At 65.6% G+C, this 18710-nt stretch carries 13 protein-coding genes; 9 read left to right on the forward strand and 4 right to left on the reverse strand.

What is annotated here, in order from left to right; all coding sequences use genetic code 11:
- Nucleotides 1-4: 4 nt before the first annotated feature.
- The gene (locus HHL14_RS11835; RefSeq protein ID WP_169497790.1) at nucleotides 5-1108 is read left to right on the forward strand and encodes a M14 family metallopeptidase; all 1104 of its coding nucleotides are present in this window, start codon (nucleotides 5-7) and stop codon (nucleotides 1106-1108) included.
- Between the two features lie 380 nt (nucleotides 1109-1488).
- Here HHL14_RS11835 and HHL14_RS11840 read toward each other — a convergent pair whose 3' ends face one another.
- Together HHL14_RS11840 and HHL14_RS11845 are read right to left on the reverse strand one after the other, a co-directional pair.
- Nucleotides 1489-1692: a cold-shock protein gene (locus HHL14_RS11840; RefSeq protein ID WP_075304847.1), complete on the reverse strand. Its 204-nt coding sequence runs from the start codon at nucleotides 1690-1692 to the stop codon at nucleotides 1489-1491.
- Between the two features lie 300 nt (nucleotides 1693-1992).
- Nucleotides 1993-3126, reverse strand: a complete 1134-nt coding sequence (locus HHL14_RS11845) for an AGE family epimerase/isomerase (protein ID WP_169497791.1) — start codon at nucleotides 3124-3126, stop codon at nucleotides 1993-1995.
- A gap of 230 nt (nucleotides 3127-3356) precedes the next feature.
- Here HHL14_RS11845 and HHL14_RS11850 point away from each other — a divergent pair, with 230 nt between their 5' ends.
- The 6 genes from HHL14_RS11850 to HHL14_RS11875 all read left to right on the forward strand — a co-directional run bounded on the left by HHL14_RS11850 (nucleotide 3357) and on the right by HHL14_RS11875 (nucleotide 8875).
- Nucleotides 3357-4043, forward strand: coding sequence for an MgtC/SapB family protein (locus HHL14_RS11850; RefSeq protein WP_169497792.1), 687 nt, complete (start codon nucleotides 3357-3359; stop codon nucleotides 4041-4043).
- A gap of 142 nt (nucleotides 4044-4185) precedes the next feature.
- Nucleotides 4186-5625, forward strand: a complete 1440-nt coding sequence (locus HHL14_RS11855) for a hypothetical protein (protein WP_169497793.1) — start codon at nucleotides 4186-4188, stop codon at nucleotides 5623-5625.
- A 425-nt stretch (nucleotides 5626-6050) separates the two neighbouring features.
- The gene (locus HHL14_RS11860) at nucleotides 6051-6209 is read left to right on the forward strand and encodes a hypothetical protein (RefSeq protein ID WP_169497794.1); all 159 of its coding nucleotides are present in this window, start codon (nucleotides 6051-6053) and stop codon (nucleotides 6207-6209) included.
- Between the two features lie 510 nt (nucleotides 6210-6719).
- Nucleotides 6720-7025 (forward strand): hypothetical protein, encoded by a 306-nt coding sequence (locus tag HHL14_RS11865; RefSeq protein ID WP_169497795.1) that lies wholly within the window; start codon nucleotides 6720-6722, stop codon nucleotides 7023-7025.
- A gap of 234 nt (nucleotides 7026-7259) precedes the next feature.
- The gene (locus tag HHL14_RS11870; protein WP_230413008.1) at nucleotides 7260-8135 is read left to right on the forward strand and encodes a 3-hydroxyacyl-CoA dehydrogenase family protein; all 876 of its coding nucleotides are present in this window, start codon (nucleotides 7260-7262) and stop codon (nucleotides 8133-8135) included.
- A gap of 128 nt (nucleotides 8136-8263) precedes the next feature.
- Nucleotides 8264-8875 (forward strand): flavin reductase family protein, encoded by a 612-nt coding sequence (locus HHL14_RS11875; RefSeq protein ID WP_169497797.1) that lies wholly within the window; start codon nucleotides 8264-8266, stop codon nucleotides 8873-8875.
- Between the two features lie 64 nt (nucleotides 8876-8939).
- Here HHL14_RS11875 and HHL14_RS11880 read toward each other — a convergent pair whose 3' ends face one another.
- Nucleotides 8940-11768 (reverse strand): heavy metal translocating P-type ATPase, encoded by a 2829-nt coding sequence (locus HHL14_RS11880; RefSeq protein ID WP_169497798.1) that lies wholly within the window; start codon nucleotides 11766-11768, stop codon nucleotides 8940-8942.
- A gap of 244 nt (nucleotides 11769-12012) precedes the next feature.
- Nucleotides 12013-12675, reverse strand: coding sequence for an FMN-binding negative transcriptional regulator (locus HHL14_RS11885; RefSeq protein WP_169497799.1), 663 nt, complete (start codon nucleotides 12673-12675; stop codon nucleotides 12013-12015).
- Between the two features lie 343 nt (nucleotides 12676-13018).
- Here HHL14_RS11885 and HHL14_RS11890 point away from each other — a divergent pair, with 343 nt between their 5' ends.
- The gene (locus HHL14_RS11890) at nucleotides 13019-14440 is read left to right on the forward strand and encodes a DUF1254 domain-containing protein (RefSeq protein WP_169497800.1); all 1422 of its coding nucleotides are present in this window, start codon (nucleotides 13019-13021) and stop codon (nucleotides 14438-14440) included.
- A 376-nt stretch (nucleotides 14441-14816) separates the two neighbouring features.
- A complete protein-coding gene (locus tag HHL14_RS11895; protein ID WP_169497801.1) occupies nucleotides 14817-18635 on the forward strand; it encodes a DUF748 domain-containing protein in 3819 nt (1272 codons plus the stop codon).
- Nucleotides 18636-18710 lie beyond the last annotated feature (75 nt).

Here is an 18710-nt window from a genome sequence, read left to right on the forward strand (position 1 = left end):
TGCGATGAACCCATCGTCGTGTTTCGCGCCGTCCTACGGGGAAGCGCGACAGCTGTATCTGCGCTGCGCCGCCGCGCTGGCGGCGCGTGTCGAGAGCCATGCGATTCCGGCGCAGCGCGGTCTCGAAGGCGAAGAGCTTGCAACCGACGTCGTGCGTCTCGGTCCGCAAACGGCGCGCCGTCTGCTGGTGCTGACGTCGGGCACGCATGGCGTCGAGGGCTTTTGCGGCTCGGCCGCGCAGATCGCGCTGTTGTGCGACCGGTCGTTGCATGCGCTGCTCGAGAAGCTCGACGTGGCGATCCTCGTGGTCCACGCGATCAACCCGTACGGCTTTTCGCATCTGAGTCGCACGAACGAGGACAACGTCGACCTGAATCGCAACAGCATCGACTTTTCCCGGCCGTTGCCGGTCAATCCCGCCTACGACGATCTCCACGCGTTGCTGGTGCCGCCGGAGTGGCCGCCGTCGGCCGATAACGCCGCGGCGATCGCCGCGTATATCGCCGAACGTGGCGAAGCGGCGTATCAGCAGGCATTGACGATCGGGCAGTATCGGCACGCCGACGGCATGTTCTTCGGCGGCGTGCGCACGGTGTGGAGCACGCGCCTCATGCAGACGCTGCTGGAGAACTACGGCGCGGCGTGCGACAGCATCGGCTGGATCGACTTTCATACCGGTCTCGGGCCGTATGGGCACGGCGAAAAGATCTGCGTGGGGCTGCTCGGTGCCGACGAACTGCCGCGCGCTCGCGCGTGGTGGGGCGCCGACGTGACGAGTCCGCTCGACGGCACGTCGGTCGCGGCGAACGTCGCCGGTCCGGTGCTCGACACGCTGCGCCGCACGTGCCCGCATGCACGCACGACGGCGATTGCGATCGAATACGGCACGGTCCCCCTCGTCGACATGTTGCACCGGCTGCGCGCCGACGCGTGGGTGCGTCGGCATCCCGACGCGGACCCGCAACGGATCGCCGCGATTCGCAACGAGATCCGCGCCGGCTTCTACTGCGAGGACGACGTGTGGCGCGGGCTGATTCTCGGTCAGGCGCGCGCGGCGATATTGCAGGCAGTGATGGGGCTGTCGCGGGAGCCTGCTGCAGCGGCGTAGCGCTCGCGCTCGCTATAGCCGAAGGCAAGTGTTTATCTGCCGGTTCGAAAGGCGCCCGGCCGTGCTGTGCGGCCCGGCGTTCTTCGCGCAATCGCCGCAAGCCTCGTATGCCCATGGCAACGAAGTCACTGAAGATTTTCCGGCTGTCGTTTTTCCGAAAATTCGGAAACTGTATTGCGCACGCAACAGCCGGGCGCAATGCGGGCGGCCAATGCGGAATTCGCTTAACTACGATGCCGGCGATTTAAGCGCCAATGCATGAAAACCGGGCATCGAAATAGAAAATGGCTCGCTATAAGCGAGCCATTTTGCATCAGACGCAAGGGCCTGGAGAGGCGCCTATTGCGGCGTCCGAGTCTGCCTCAAAAGTACGAAAGTACTTAGGCCGACTGGATGTTTGCAGCCTGCTTGCCCTTCGGGCCTTGCTTGACTTCAAACGTCACTTTCTGGTTTTCCTGCAGGGACTTGAAGCCCGATGCCTGGATTTCCGAGAAGTGCGCAAACAGGTCTTCGCCGCCGTCGTCCGGCGTGATGAAGCCAAAGCCCTTTGCATCGTTAAACCACTTAACAGTACCTGTTGCCATTTTTAATCCAATAAATGTTGTGTATTGCATCGCGACCGCAATTGCTCGATATGAGAACGGCCGCGAGGGGAGAGTTGTATCACGTCTTTATGACAGACGCCAATCAACCTGCATCCGGGTATTCCCCTGTTTTGACCTTTTTTAGGGCTCGGGAAAGCTTCGGCAAGGGTTTTACGGTGGCCAGGGTAAACCAGCGGCATTGGCTTTTTCCGAAAAGGGTCGGCGCATTTTTCTCAAAAACGCGCGCGCTTTTTTCGAACGATTCGACCCTCTAACTTCTTCGATTACCGGCTAAATTCGTCAAGAAGGCGTCCCCGATTCCGCTTCGGCTGGCAGTGCCGCATAGGCGGTGGTGAGGTGATAAGGGGTCGTCGATGGCATGTCGGGGCGGGTCACTTCGCCTTCCGGGGTCTTGCATTCGAACCAGCCGTTTTTATGCAGGAAGGATTGCTGAAAACGTGCGATCTGTTGCGGCAATGCCGCGCGCACCGTTGCGTCGTCGTGACAGGCGAGCGCGCGCAGGAATTCGGTCTGCGCCCAGATCCGCTGCGTCGCGTCCTTGACGTTGCCGAATTCGTCGAGCGACGCGCATACGCCGCCGCTGTCCGGGTCCACGCCGTGCTGCTGCGCGAAGGTGAACGCGCGCGCCACCGCTTCGGCGAGTCCGGTGCCGTCGAATAGCGCGCCGGCCTGGCTGACGAGCCAATACCACTCGAACTGATGGCCCGGCTCCAGACGGTTGCCGCTCGCACCGATCGGCAATTCGGCGACGCAGCCGCTCGGCGCGTGCACGAAATGCCGTGCGACCGCGCTGGCGAGCCGGCGCAGCGCGGCGCCGAATACGTTGTCACGGGTCGCCTCGCAGGCGGCGAGCCACGCTTCGGTCAGATGCATCAGCGGATTTTGCAGCGGCGTGCCGGCGACTTTCGAGAAGTCGACGTTCAGCGCCGCGTTGAACAGGTCGCCGTTGGCGGTGAAATTCGACTGGATCAGCGCGGTCGTGCTGTGCACCAGTTGCAGCGCGTCGTGGCTGTCGAACCGGCGCGCGTATTCGGCGCACGCGAAGATCACGAACGCGTGCGTGTACAGGTCCTTGGTCGTGTCGAGCGGCACGCCGAGCGCGTCGACGCTGTAGAACCATCCGCCGTGGTCAGTGTCCTGAAAGGTATGCCTGAGCGAATCGAACAGTAAATGCGCGTGCTCGGCGTCGCCGGCCCGGGAAAACGTGAACAACTGTCGCGCACATGCCATCGCCCGGTAGCGCTGCGCGGGCAGCGGTTGCTGGCCGGTGGCGTCGAGTGCTTCGTAGGGCAGTTTCAGTGCGGTGTTGAAGCCGGGCCCGCGCCACATCGGCAGTACCACGTGCGCGAAATGTTCGCGCAGCGCGGTTGCGGCGGTGGTCGTCGAAGCGGAGGGGAGGGTCGTGCTTGGCATAAGTCGAATGAGTCGGGCGCGGTGTGTCGAGGCGGCGTTCAGCGGCGGTCCGGGAATGCGGGGCGGGGCCGCGCTTCGATGCCGCGCTTCAAGGCCGCGGCGGTGTGCGGCTTAGCATAAAGCAAAGCTCTCGCGCTGGCATCTTGGCGCAAGTATCGGCAATGCTCGATGCATGCGAGCGTTTGCCACGGCAGCTCGCCGACGCTCATCACAAATAAGGAGGAACAACGATGTTGGGCAATCTCGAACTCATTTCCCGCCTGGTTCTCGCGGCGGCGCTCGGCAGCGTGATCGGCTTCGAGCGGGAGCGGCTGTCGTGGGCGGCGGGCCTGCGCACCCACATGCTGGTGTGCGTCGGCTCGACGCTGATCATGATCGTGTCGGCGTACGGCTTCGCGGAGGTGCTGCGCGGCGATCACGTGGTGCTCGATCCGTCGCGGATGGCCGCGCAGGTCGTGTCGGGCATCGGCTTTCTCGGCGCGGGCTCGATCCTGCTGCGCGGCGAGATCGTGCGTGGACTCACGACCGCGGCGAGCCTGTGGTCGGTCGCGGCGATCGGGCTGGCGGTCGGCGGCGGGCTGTACACGGCGTCGATCGCGGCGACCATCATCATTCTGATCATCCTCGCCGGCATCAAGCCGCTCGAGCGGCGTTTCATCACGGTCAAGCAGCGGCGCCAGGTGTCGATGCTCGTCGAGCGCGGCGCGCTCACGTTCCACTCGCTGCACGACGAGCTCGGCGCCGCGAGCCCGCGCGTCAAGCAGTTCGTGATGCAGCAGAGCGACGACGCGCCCGAATGCGACGAGGTGATGATCACGCTGCATCGCGTGTCGACGACGGAATACGAGGCGATCTGCGCGCGCTTGCGGCAGTTGCCGGGGGTTCGGCAGTTCAGGCAGGACGACGCGACGTCGTGAATCGCGAAATCGGCGCAAATCGTCGGGGAATGGCTTCGGCGCGGGCGGACCGCCATGCGACAATGCGGTCTCTAAAAAATTCCAATGGCAATGACGAGCGGTTTCCGGCGCCCCGTTCCCGGCGACGACCGCTTTTTTCTCTATGGCAGATTCCGCAGCATCCCCGCAGTCCAAACCCCGGCGCGCCGCTTCGAAGAAGCAGCGGCAGGGCGCAGTCTCCAGCGAAACCGAAAAGAAACTGGCGCGCGCGGCGCGCTCCGCACAACGTCTCGCGCAACTGAGCGGCGTGATCCGCGACGACAGCACGCTCGACCTGTTCCCCGACGATCCCACGCGCGCGACGCTCGAGGCGATGAATATCGACATTCGCCAGGGCACGCTGGATGGCTTCGAGTTGCCCAACGTCGTGCTGCAAGCGGTTGGCGCGCTCGACGACAACACCGTCGACAAGGCGGCGCGGCGCGCGCCGCGCGTGGCGAAGAGCGAAGCGCCGGTGCCGGTGAACGGGCAGTTGAGCGGGTTCGATGTGGAGCCGGCGATGCCGGTTGATGCGGGTGTTGCGGGTGTCGTGGAGACTGGTGCGACGACGGGCGATGCATCGACGGGCGACGCCGCGAAGGACGTAGCGAGCGTTATGGACGCCGGAGCGCCGACGGCCGAAGCCTCCACCGTGGCTTCCACCGTCAATAAGCCGGCAACCCCTACGCGTGAACAGCCGTTGCCGCCGAGTCCGGCGATGGCGGCGGCAACGGTCATGCGCAGCGTGACCGCGTTGCGTCAGGCGGCGCAAGCGGGTGGTGCGGCGTCGGCTCAAGGTGGCAAGCCGCCACAGCGTTTCGCGGCGACGTTTGCGAAAGCCGCGACGGCATCGCGCGACGCGGCGTCGATTCCGGCGCCGGCTTCCGCTTCTGCCTCACCGGCGACGACCGATACGAACAGCGCGAACCAGTCCGTCGACGAGGCCACCGCGTCAACGGCCGTCGTTGCGACGACGGATGCCGCATCGACCGAGACGGCGCTCGCCGCCGACACCGACGCGCCCTCGACCGTAGCGCCGGCAGCCGCGCCGACCTCTGTCGACACTCAAGCCGCCTCCGCCGCGCCATGGCTCGAAGCGCGCCGCGCCGAGGCGGCCGCCGCCGCGCTGCGCGCCGAACCGGAACTCGATCGCGCGCGCGTCACCGCGTTCGCCGACACCGTCGATGCGCTCTACGGCGTGATCGCCGACCAGCGCCGCGCCGCGACCGATCATTCGCGCCGCATGAAATGGATGCTGTCGATCGTGGTCGGCGCGTTGCTGGTCTCGGTGGCGATCGGCATCGCGCAGACGCTGCTGCTGATGCGTCTGACACGCGAGACCACCGCGCAGCAACACCGCCTCGAGCAGATGATGCAGAGCCAGCAGGCTGCGATGGTGAGCCTGCTCGACACGCACGCGGCCCTGGCCGCCGCGGCGACCGCGAACGCCGGCTCCGCGCCGGCCGCGACGACTCCCGCACCTCAGGTCGGCGCAACGCCGGCTCGCGGCCGACATGCCCGCGCGCCGCATGGCCATCGGGCGAAAGCGGTCAACCCGAACTGATCGTTACAACCATCCGCCGCGCCAGCCCTCGAACCGGCGGCGCGCGGCGGCTTCCCTCCGGCGTCGCATTCTCCGGCGCCCTGTCTCCTGCTGCTACTCCCGCAAACGGATAGATGCCCCTGGGCCGCGACGCCGCAGGTGTGCTCGATGCGGCCGTCGTCAATCCGCGCAAACCGGCCTCCGGCGTCAAGCTTCCACGCAGCCGCAAGCCAGCGCCGATCACGCTTCAGTAGCACTACGCTTTCGACCCCTAAATTGTTAAATGGGGACGTTGTCATAGTGCAACGCATCATGAGGAATTCGACGCATCAGGTTGCCTTCCGGCTAAAAATTTGCTGCATTGCACTAGATTTTAACTAGGGAAAACCCTATAATTCTTTTTAAGGGAAAACCCTAGTCATTGCAGTTACTAACCGGGAGTCGCCATGAGCTTCATCTTTGCACTGTTCCAAAAGGTCAGCGACCTCTTTGCGTCGCCCCATCTTCCGCTGGATTCGGACTACTCGTACGAAGCGCGTGCTCGCGAAGCGGAACGTATGCGCCGCGCGCAAGCCACGCTGTTCGGCATCAAGCTGTCCGACTAAGACCTGCATCACCTCCTGAGCGCGAGACAACGCGCCGGGGCGCGCACATCGGGTGCGCATCTTATGAAGCCACTGTTCGTGAATGCGGATCGTGGCTTTTTGTTTGGGTGGTGGTTTCCAAGGGAGCGGCTCTCGCAACTCTTGCGGCACACCGCTCACGCCACAGGCTTGCGATAGCCTTTCATCAGCGCCTCCCCACTCCTTGCCAAATATTTCGCCCGCGAAATGAATGTAACGGGCTCTGACGTCAATTCGTCAGGCTAAATCGTGGCGTCGCGCGCTGGGGCTTGCGGTATGGGGCTCGACGGCGGAAACGGGGTTTCGTCATCCGTCCCCATCTATGAAATGCGCGCTTACAAGTCCTCACGTCTTCATGCGATTGGGGCCGCTAAAGTGGCTCTCAAGCGTACGGCGTCTGCTTCGGGTCTCTCGCGAATCGCCTCGATCGAATCGTGAAGCCCGGCCCAACACGGACGCTGGCTTGGCACAAAACTTTGACGGGAGGTCATTATGAAAAACTTCAGCAAGGCATCGCGCTCGGTTATCGCAACGCTGTTGGCTGGCGGCGCGCTCATCGCGGCAGGCAGCGCAGTCGCTCAGGAACGCGTGATCATCGATCACGGCCCGGCGCCGGTCGTGTACGGTCAGCCGCACATGGTGCCGGTGGGCATGTCGATCAACATCGGCTGGCATGGCGACCGTTACTGGGATGGCCACCGTTATTGGGAGCACGACGAGTGGATGCGCCATCATCCGCACGACCGCGATCCGCGCCACCACGACGATGACCATCGTCCGCCCCCGCCGCGTTACTAATGCGGGCATGACGGCGCCGCCTCGCGCGGCGTGAGTCCACGAAGCCGGCCTTTTCCTCACGGAAAGGCCGGCTTCGTCGCGTCTGGGGCCGCACTTTCGAATTCGCGGTCTGTGGGTGCGGTCTGCTGAACCGGCGCGCTGCGCTATGCTTCCAAGCTTTCATCGACGGCAGCGGGAGCGCTTGTGAACAAGGCAACGCAGGACCTGGTGGTAGGTGTGGTGGGCACGGGGCTGATGGGCGTCGGCATTGCGACGCAGGCGGCCTTGCATGGATATCGGACGATCGTGCACGACGTCGATCCGACGCGGCTCGCGAGCGTCGCGCCGAAAGCGCAAGCGGTGCTCGACGAGCTGATCGACGCGGGCCGCATCGACGCTGCCGCCAAACAGGCAGCGCTCGCGCGCATCGAAACGCAGGTGCGGCTCGACGCGATCGCCGAGGCGCGCTTCGTGATCGAGGCGATTCCCGAGGTGCTCGAACTCAAGCACCGTCTGTATGCGACGCTCAACGGCCTGCTCGCCGCCGATGCGATTCTCGCGAGCAATACCAGCGGTTTCCCGCCCGATCAGCTCGCCACGCCGCTGCGCGCGAAAGAGCGCTTCGTGATCGCGCATTTCTGGAATCCGCCGCACATGATTCCGCTCGTCGAAGTCGTGCCCGGCAGCGCGACCGCGCCCGAAGTCACCGCGCAAACCGCCACGCTGATGAGCGCGATCGGCATGGAACCGGTCGTACTCGCGAAGGCGATTCCGGGCTTCGTCGGCAACCGGCTGCAGTTCGCGGTGCTGCGCGAGGCGCTGAATATCGTGCGCTCGGGGGCGGCGACGCCTGAGGTGGTCGACCGCGTGATGAAGGCTTCGCTGGGACGCCGGTGGGGCATCGTCGGACCATTCGAAAGCGCGGATATGGGCGGGCTCGATACCTACGTCGACATCGCGTCGCATCTGCTGCCGCAACTCGCGAAGGACGAGGACGTGATCGATCTGCTGCGCGAGCAGGTCGACGCGGGACGCGTCGGCGTACGCAGCGGCGCGGGCTTTCACGACTGGGACGAAGCGCGGCTCGCGCGCGTGCGGGAAGGGCGCAAGCGCGTGATCGAGCGCGGCTAGCGCGGGCTTAGTGCGGCTCAGTGCGGTATAAGTAGTGGCTGTTCGCCGCGCGCACCGTATGCGCGTGCGGCGCTTTGTTCGCCATCTTTTCTGGCCTTTCCTGTCACACGCCAACCCGAACCCACGTCATGTCTCATTACTTCTATGATCCCGCCGCCGGTCATGGCTTGCCGCACGATCCGTTCAAGGCGATCGTCGCGCCCCGGCTGATCGGCTGGATTTCGTCGCGCGCTGCCGACGGCACGCTCAATCTCGCGCCGTACAGTTTCTTCGGCGCGTTCGCGACCTTTCCGCCGATCATCGGTTTTTGCAGCGAGGGCCGCAAAGATAGCCTGGCCAACATCGAGGCGACCGGCGAATTCGTGTGGAATCTTTCCAGCCGGCCGCTGGCCGAGCAGATGAACCGCTCGTCCGCGCCGGTCGCGCCGCACGTCGACGAGTTCGAACTGGCCGGCCTCACGCCCGCGCCGGGCCGCAACGTCGCGGTGCCGCACGTGGCCGAGTCGCCGGCCGCGCTCGAATGCAAGCTGCTGCAGATCGTGCGTCTGCACGACGTCGACGGTAAGCCGATGGACAACTATCTGTCGCTCGGCCAGGTAGTCGGCGTGCATATCAACGACGCGTATCTGAAAGACGGCCTGTTCGACACGCAGGCCGCGCAGCCGATCATGCGCGCGGGCTATCGCGCCGACTATGCGCAGATCGGTGAAATGTTCCAGATGTTCCGGCCGACTGCGTGATCGAGTTCGGTGGCTGAAAGGGGCTCATGTCCCGCGCGGCCCAACGCGCGGGACATCCACGGTCTTACTGGCGCGCGCCGCGCCACGCGCGCAACAGCAGCGCGTTGGTCACGACGCTGACGCTCGAAAACGCCATCGCCGCGCCCGCGAGCATCGGGTTCAGCAGACCGAATGCGGCGAGCGGAATACCGATCAGGTTGTAGACGAAGGCCCAGAACAGGTTCTGCTGGATCTTGCGCCAGGTCCGCCGCGAGATGTCGATCGCGTCGGCGACGAGCGCCGGGTCGCCGCGCATCAGCGTGACGCCGGCCGCGTGCATCGCGACATCGGTGCCGGTCGCCATCGCGATGCCGATATCGGCGGCGGCGAGCGCGGGCGCGTCGTTGATGCCGTCGCCCGCCATCGCGACGATGCCGGCGTGGCGGATCTTCAGGTCGCGGATCACGCGGGCCTTGTCGTCGGGCAGCACTTCGGCGTGGAATTCGTCGATGCCGAGCGTGCGCGCGACGCTCGCCGCGCTACCGTGGTTGTCGCCGGTCACGAGCACGCTGCGGATGCCCATGCGCGCGAGCCGTTCGACGGCCGCGCGCGCGCTCGGCTTCACCGTATCGCCGAACCCGATCAGCGCGAGCGCGGCGGGCGCGTGCGGCGCGCGCGTCATTAGCCATGACACGGTGTTGCCGGCCGCTTCGAGTTCGCTCGCGCGCGCGGCGAGTTCGGGCGACAACGCGATACCGAGTTCGCGCAGCCAGCGCGTGCTGCCGAGCGCGATCGTGCGGCCGTCGATGTCGGCTTCGACGCCGCGGCCGGCAACGGCACGCGCGGCGGTGGCTTGCGGGGCGGCTGCGTGGGTGTGGGTCGACGGCGTCGTGGCCGTCGCTGCTGCGGTTTGCAACGCACGTGGTGCTTGCGCCGGAGTTTGTCCGGTTGAGGCGTTGGCCGTTTCAGTCGCCTCAGTCGCTTCAGCGGCACCAATCGCGCCGGCCTTTCCAACCGTTTCGCCTGCATTGACCACACCAACTGCCTCAACTGCTTGACCTGCTCCAACCGTCTCACTCGCCTGAGCCACCGAGTTGTCCGCTCCACCGGACTGCGCGGCCTCATAAGCGTTCACCACCGCGCGCGCCAGCGGGTGATCGCTATGGCGCTGCACCGCCGCGGCGAGCGCCAGCGCGTCGTCGCGGCCGATTGCGCCGACCGACTCGAACGCCGTCACCGAAGGTTGCCCGAGCGTCAGCGTGCCGGTCTTGTCGAACGCGACGATCGATACGCGATGCGCGATTTCGAGCGCTTCCGCGTCCTTGATCAGCACGCCGTGGCGCGCCGCGACGCCAGTGCCGGCCATGATCGCGGCGGGTGTCGCGAGTCCGAGCGCGCACGGGCAGGCGATCACCAGCACCGCGACCGCGTTGAGGATCGCGGTCTCGCCGCCTGCGCCGGCGATGAGCCAGCCGATCAGCGTCAGCGCGGCAATCGCGAGAATCGCCGGCACGAAGATTTCGCTGACCCGGTCGACCAGCCGCTGGATCGGCGCCTTCTCCGCCTGCGCGCTTTCGACGAGCCGGATGATGCGCGCGAGCGTGGTTTCCGCGCCGATCGCGGTGGTCGTCACCGCGAGCAGGCCTTCGCCGTTGATCGAGCCGGCCGTGACCGCGTCGCCGGCCTGCTTCGGCACCGGCAGGCTTTCGCCGGTGATCAGCGCTTCGTCGATATGCGTGCGGCCTTCGAGCACCGCGCCGTCGACCGGCACGCGCTCGCCCGGTCGCACGATCACGACCGTGCCGACCTGCACCTGCGCGAGCGGCACGTCGCGCTCGCCGGCGCCGTCGCGGATGCGCGCGCGATCGGGGCGCAGCGCGTTGAGCGCGCGGATCGCGTCGGTGGTCTGGCGCTTCGCGCGCGCTTCGAGCCATTTGCCGAAGCGCACCAGCGTGATGACGACCGCCGACGCCTCGAAGTACAGATGCATTGTGTCGCCCGGATGCAGCGCGAGTTCGTAGACGCTGATGCCATACGCGGCCGACGTGCCGAGCGCGACCAGCAGGTCCATGTTGCCGGCGCCGGCACGCACCGCGCGCCAGGCTGCGCGATAGAAGCGCGCGCCGAACGCGAACTGCACGATCGACGCGAGCACGAACTGCAGCCATGCCGGCGGCATCACGTGGACGCCGAACCATTCGCCGAACATCGGCGCGACGAGCGGCAGCGTCAGCAGCGCGGACGCGATGACGCCGGCGAGATCGCGGTGCGCCTCGCGTTGTTTGCGCTCGGCGGCGGTGGCGGGGTGGGTCGCGGAGTGGTGCTCGCCAGTTGCGGCGGGCGCGCTGGCGTCGATCGCCTCGACGGTTGCCGACGGCGTGCCTGGCGTCACGATCGGCATCGCTTCATAGCCCGCCTTTTTGACGGCGGCGATCAGCGCATCGGTGTCGGCGGACGCAACGTTTTCAGCATGGATGGTGGCGATTTCCGTGGCGAGATTCACGGACGCGCGGGCGACGCCCGGCACTTTCGCCAGCGCTTTTTCGACACGCGTCGCGCAGGCCGCGCAGGTCATGCCGCCGATCTGCAATTCGGTGGCCTGCGGTGCTGCATGCAGTGTTTCCGTTGGCACAGAGATATCGGCATTCGCGTGGAGCGTGGCTTCGTAGCCGGCTTTGCGGACCGCCTCGGCGAGTCGCTCGGGTTCGACGGTGGCGTCGCTTTCAACCCGCGCCTGTTCGGTGGCGAGATTCACGGTTGCGCGCGCGACGCCCGGCACTTTCGACAGCGCTTTTTCCACCCGCATCGCGCACGACGCGCAAGTCATCCCGCCGACATCGATTTCGACGACGCGCGCAGGCGTGGAGGAGGAAGCCGCGTCGGCGGAACGCGGCGGATTGGCAAGTCCAGTCATGGCTAGAAGGCTCGTGGCGGCATGAGGCCGCATGATCGATCCAGTATCGACCTTCCTATCATTGGAAGGTCAAGGACGGATTATGCGGCTGCCGCGTAACGCGCGCCATTGAGAGGCGCGCGGCCGTGGAGAGAGTACGGAACGTAAGCGTGCCACCGCAGCGCGCTAGATGGCGAGATGTAAGAGGTGTCGAAACAGTGCCGCGGCGGTGATAGTGCAGTCATAGCGCCGGCATGCGCTCGACTCAAAACGCCGGCGGCGCATCGAGCATCGCCTGTCCAACCGCTTTCTGCTCGTCGCCGTCGCGTGCGAGCAGCGTTTGCGCCGCACCGCGCCGGTCGGCTGCCGCCTTGTTCTGCCCGAGTTTCCATTTGCCGACCAGCCGCGTCACCTCGATCTCGATGCCAACGATCGCGCCGAGCATCTGCGCGATGAAATCGGCGGGCGCATCGCCCATCTTCCACGGCACCGCCTCGCCGGCTTCCATCTTGCGCGTCAGTCGCGCGACAAGACCACGCACGAACGATTCATCGTCGTGCACCACAATCCTGCCATGCGCATGCACGACCATATAGTTGTAGGTCGGCACCTGTTTGTGGGCCTCGTGCTTGCTCGGATACCAGCTCGGCGAAATGTAGGCGGCCGGTCCCTGGAAAATCACCAGCGCGTCGGGATGCGTCGCGGCCTCCTGCCAGACCGGGTTCGCGCGCGCGACATGCGCGCGCAACACGTAGCGCGACGCTTCCGACGTGCCGTCGGCGGCCGGCAGCAACTGTGCCTCGAATGGCAGATGATTCGCATCGAGCCCATGCGGGCCGTGCGTGATCAGCGCGCCGAACGGTTGCTCGGCGATCAGGCGATGAAGAACCTCTGGACGGTTCTCTTCGAAATGGGCGGGCATATACATTGAAGCGCTCCGGATGGGGGGACGGCAAAAGAGTGGGGGCAACTCGATGAAGCGACGAATCGAAAAGCAAGGCACGCCGATGTGCACTGCGGCGGACTCGGAACCGGCAGACGGACGAGGGTGCGGCGTGGTGCCGTTCGTCTTGTCCATGAGCCGCATGCGCGCTGGCGGGCGCAATTTCCTGCCTTGTGCTTGCCTCGTCAGCAAGGATACGATACAACGCGATGTTGTCGGAATCGCAATCCGCGGATCGGCTGCGCAGTGTTTGGGGAGAACCGCGCATATTTCCTGGCGCTGCGCACCGGCATCTCCCATAGGACTGCACGTTCCGCACTCTGAACGAATGATAAAAAATCGCCGAGAACTGTTTTCTCTTCAACGGACCTGCGCGTCGCTCGCGGGCATCGCACTGCTGGCCAGCTGTGCGTCCACCCCAAGCGTGCCGCACCAAAGCACCGGCTGGATCAAGGACGAAGTCGCCGATTCCTATGTATTCGGTTATCCGCTGGTACTGATGAGCGCCGCGCGCGACGCGGCGGTCGGCACCGATCCGGGGCAGGCACCGTTCAACACGCTGCGTCACGCGCAGGCATTGCCGCCGATCGGCGCGGCCAATCCGCCGCAGCCGAGTCTCGATACGCTCGATTCGACCGGCTGGCTCGATCTCGCCGATGAGCCGGTGATTCTGTCGCTGCCCGATTCGCGTGGCCGCTACGTCGATGCGCGCGTGCTCGACATGTGGGGCAACGTGGTGTGGTCGACGGGGCCGCAGTTCGTCGCGGGCAGCGCTGGCGCGAAGGGTGTGCGCGCGCAAACGATTGCATTCGTCACGCCGGGTTGGCAGGGCGAGTTGCCGAAGGGCGCGAAGCGCGTCGAGGTGCCGACCCGCAATGCATGGATCGGCGTGCGCGTGCAGTCGAACGGCGCGCGCGATCTGACCGCGATCCGCAAGCTGCAACATGCGATCCGTCTCGCGCCGCTGAGCGTCTACGCAGACGACGCGGCGCCGGCCGCGCCGGCGCGCGGCAATCCGAGCAACGGCGGCGCGGGTGCCAACGGCACGCCGGCCCAGCAGGTCGCCGCGCTCGACGCGAGCGGCTTCTTCAGCCGTCTCGCCGACGCATTGCCTGACAATCCGCCGACACCGGCCGATCCGCATGCGCTGAAATTCCTCGCCGATCTCGGCGTCACGCCGGGCGATCCGGTGAAGCTGCCGAAGGCCGCCGACGCACTCGCGGCCGGTCTCGCCGACGGTCGCGAGCGCGTCGCGACGGCGCCGTCGAATCTGCTGAGCGCGAACGGCTGGAGCTGGTTCGGCGACGGCGTCGGCAATTACGGCCCCGACTACGCGTTGCGCGCGTATGCGGCGAGCACGCAGCCGGGCATCGGTACGAAAGACGACGAAGTGCGCGCGGTCGTTACGCAGGACAGCGACGGCAACACGCTGAACGGCGCGAATCGCTACGTGATCCACTTCGCGGCGAACCGGTTGCCGCCGGTGCGCGGCTTCTGGTCGATCACCGCGTACTCGAAGGACGGCGCGTTGAGCGAGAGCGCGCCGGCGTGGCTCGCGGTCGGCGATCGCAATGGCGCGCGCCGTAATCGCGACGGCTCGCTCGACGTGGTGGTGTCGTCGACGCGCAGCCGCAGCGGCAACTGGCTGCCCGCGCCGCGCGCCGATATGCAACTGGTGCTGCGTCTGTACGCACCGAAACCGCAAGCCACCGACGGCAGCTGGCAACCGCCGCCGGTCGTGCGGCAATGATGCAGGCGGGCGCGTCGCCCTGACGCGCGCCGCTTTGCTTTGCTTCGCTCCATTTCGTTCCATGCGCGAGCAGCCCACGCTCCGGTCGCGAAAACCCACTGCACCGCACTGATGAAAAGCGCGTCGTCGAGATGACGGCGGCGCGTCTCCATTAGCTGTCCCGAGCTAGCCCATCGCTGTCCGATGCATCGAGCGATGCCTGTCCGCGGCCTTCCCGCCACGCAGCGAAAGTGTCTGAAAATGCTCCGTAAGCCGTGCGAATCGTCAAGCCACCCCTGACATTACTGCCTCCCCAACGGATTCACGACTTATACTGCCGCTAGCGGGATTTCTGTTTTTCGCGGCGGGCTTGCCGCCGCATTCATTCAGAGCAAGCATGGCAAGCCTTAATAAAGCATCATTAGCCTCCTCCATGCAGACCGTGCGAGAAGTCGCACAGTCGCGTCGTACGCGTCGCATTCTGATAGGTCTGCTGATCTTTCTCGTTGTCTTCGGTCTGCTCGGCTTTTTCGCCGCGCCGCCGCTGATTCGCCATATCGCGAGCCAGCAGTTGAGCAAGCAGCTCGACCGGCCGGCGTCGATTGGCCGTATCGCGCTCAATCCGTACACGCTGCGCTTCGAGGCCGATAACGTGCATATCGGCGAGCGCGGCGGCGCCGGAGATTTCGTCGATATTTCGCGGCTCATCGTGAAGCCGTCGTGGAGTTCGCTGTTTCGCGGCGCACCGATCGTCGATGAAGTGCAACTCGATTCGCCGCGCTTTCATATCGTTCGTTATGACGCGCAGCGTTTCAATTTCACCGACCTGATCGAGAAGTTCGCGAGCCAGCCGGCGAAACCCGATAGCAAGCCGACGCTGTTCTCCGTCTCGAATATTCGCGTCGAAAACGGCCAGATCCATTTCGACGACCGCCTGCTCGGCACGAGCCACGTGATCGATCAGTGGAAGCTCGGCATCCCGTTCATCGCGACGCTGCCGTCGAAGACCAATATCTTTGTCGAGCCGCTGTTGCGCGCGCGGATCGACGGCAACAGTCAGCTTGCGATCGACGGCAAGACCAAGCCTTTCGCGGCGTCGCGCGAGTCGGAAGTGTCGCTGCGTTTCGACGAACTCGATGTGCCGAAGCTGATCTCCTACTCGCCGACCAAACTGCCTGTGATCGTGCAGTCGGGCAAGCTGTCGACCGATCTGAAGCTGAACTTCGTGATGTCGAACGACGCGCCGTCGCTGCGCGTCGCGGGTACCGTCGATCTGAACGGCGTCGACGTGCAGGATCAGCGCAGCGCGCCGTTCTTCGCGGCGCGCGCGGTGCACGTGGCGGCGGCGTCGCTCGAGCCGATGAAGAGCGTCTATCACTTCGACGAGATCCGCATCGATGCGCCGAGCGCGAATCTCGCGCGCGACAAGGACGGCGTGCTGAGCGTCGAGAAGATGTTCGCGCCGGCGCCGCAGAAAGCGGCCAGAACCACCGCTACGACCCAGGCGGCTAGCGCGTCGGCCACCGCATCCGCGGCAAAAGCCGCCTCCGGCGCCAAAACCGCGGCCGCCGAAAAAGCCGCCCCGCCGCTCGATCTCGCGATCAAACGTTTCGCGCTGAACGACGGCACGCTGAACGTACACGACGAAGCCGCATCGCGTCCGGTCGATGTCGGTCTGCAAAACCTCGCGGTCACGCTGAGCGATTTTTCGACGCTCGCATCGAGCCCCGCGCATTACACGCTCAACACCAATCTCAAGGACGGCGCCGGTTCGCTCGCCGGCGATGGCACGCTCGGCCTCGCGGCGAAAACCGCGAGCGCGAAGCTCGATCTGAAGTCGCTGAAACTGCCGCAATTGCAGCCGTATCTCGACACCGCGACGTCCGCGCAGGTGCTCGACGGCGCGCTGTCCGCGACTGCGAATATCGATGCGAACTGGTCGAAGTCGCCGGCCGCGGTGACGGTCGCGGATACGCAGCTTGGCGTGCAGTCGCTGAAGCTGGCGGCGCGCGGCGACAAGGCGCCGGTGATCGCGCTCGCGCAGGGCAACGTCGTCGTCAAGCAGGTTGACGTGGCCGCGCGCACCGCCGACGTGACGAGCGTCGACGCCACCGGCCTCGCGGTCGACGCGCAGCGCCTGAAGAACGGCAACATCAATCTGAGCTCGCTGGCCGGCGCGCATGAGGCGGCGCCGCAGCGCACCGCGATTCACGCGGCGAAAAAGGCGCAGGCCGAAGGGCCCGCGTGGCACTACAAGATCGGCGAGTTGACGCTGAAGGACGCGACCGCGAACTTCACCGACAACACCACGTCGCAGCCGGTCAAGCTGAGCATCACGCCGCTGCAACTGAAAGTGCAGCAGATCAGCGACGACCTGAGCCGTCCGCTGCCGGTCGATCTGCAGGCAACCTTGAACAAAAAGGGCACGCTCGCGCTGAAGGGCGACGTGACCGCGACGCCGCTGAAGGTCGCCGTCAAGATCAACGCGAACCGGCTCGACGCGGCCGCGTTCGAGCCGTATTTCGGCGACAAGCTCAATGCGGTGATCGCGAGCGCGCTGCTCAACGCGAACGGCGAACTCGCGGTCTCGCAGGCGAAGGCGCTGAAAGCGAACTATCACGGCGACATGGCGCTCGTCGACGTGCGCATGCTGGATAAGGCGACTTCGGACCCGTTCGCGGGCTGGGGCACGCTCGCGCTGTCGAACCTGAAGGCCGATTACGACGAACGCGGCACCGTGGTCGACGCGAGCCGCGTGACGTTTTCGAAGTTCTACGGGCGCGTGCTGCTCGACGCGCAAGGCAAGCTGAACCTGAAGGACGTGGTCGCGCATCAGAGCGGCGCGGCGCAGTCGCTGACGCGCGACAAGAGCGGTGCCGAGCCGATTCCGCTGACGCCGGGAGCGGTGTCGGAAGCGGTGGCGGCGTCGGCGCCCGTGGCGGCATCGGCGGTCGCACCGGTCAAGGCGGCGTCCGCAGCGTCAGCGCCCGTCGCCACTGTCACGGCCGCCACGCCGCCGCAGAGCCCCGTCAAACTGCACTTCGGTCAACTGCTGCTGCAACAAGGCCGCGTGACCTACACCGACAACTTCATCAAGCCGAACTACACGGCGAATCTCGTCGACATTCAGGGCACGGTCGGCGCGTTCGGTACGGAATCGACGACGCCCGCACCGGTCGACGTCGCCGCGAAACTCGCGGCCAACGGTCCGCTGACGATCCGCGGCACTGTCAATCCGCTGATCGCGAAACCGGCGCTCGATCTGACCGCGACCGCGCACGACATCGAGCTCACGAACCTGACGCCGTACTCGTCGAAGTACGCGGGCTATCCGATTACCAAGGGCAAGCTCAACGTCGATCTGCACTACAAGCTCGACAACGATCAGCTGAACGCGAACAACCATCTGTTCATCGATCAACTGACGTTCGGCGATCACATCGACAACGACACCGCGACCAAGCTGCCGGTGCGGCTCGCGATCTCGCTGCTGAAGAACTCGCGCGGCGAGATCGACGTGAATCTGCCGGTGTCGGGCTCGCTGTCGAGTCCCGAGTTCAGCGTCGGCGGGCTGATCTGGCACGCGGTGCTGAATCTGATCGAGAAGGCGGTGACCGCGCCGTTCTCGCTGATCGCGAACGCGTTCGGCGGCAACGGCCAGGAACTCGGCTACGTCGAATTCGAGGCGGGTTCGGCGCAGCTGACGGACACCGACAGGCAGAAGCTCGACACGATCGTGAAGGCGCTCGCCGACAAGCCGTCGATCCGTATGGACCTGATCGGCCGCGTCGATCCGAAGGTCGACGAACCGGCTCTGCGCACGCAGTACGTCGACCAGCTGGTCAAGCAGCAGAAGATCAAGGACGTGGTGGGCAATGGCGAGAGCGTCGATCTGTCGACGGTCACGGTCGATCAGAAGGACTACGACAAGTATCTGACCAAGGCCTACAAATCCGCCGACTTCAAGAAGCCGCGCAATTTCATCGGCCTGACCAAGAGCGTGCCCGACGACGACATGAAGAGCGCGCTCGCGGCCAACGCGCCGATCGACGACGCGGCCCTGCGCCAGCTCGCGCAGCAGCGCGCGCAGAGCGTGCAGCAGTATCTGGAAGGCAAGATCGACAGCAGCCGCGTGTTCATCGTCGCGCCGAAGCTCAATGCCGACGACATCAAGGACAAGGGCGCGACGACGCGAGTCGATTTCGGCCTGAAGTAAGCGGGTGCCGCACGCGCCGCGCAGTCAGCGGCGCGTGTGCTCGCACTCAGCACTTCGCGCTCCGCACCACCCAAC

This window comes from Paraburkholderia antibiotica (assembly GCF_012927125.1).
GTDB lineage: Bacteria > Pseudomonadota > Gammaproteobacteria > Burkholderiales > Burkholderiaceae > Paraburkholderia > Paraburkholderia antibiotica.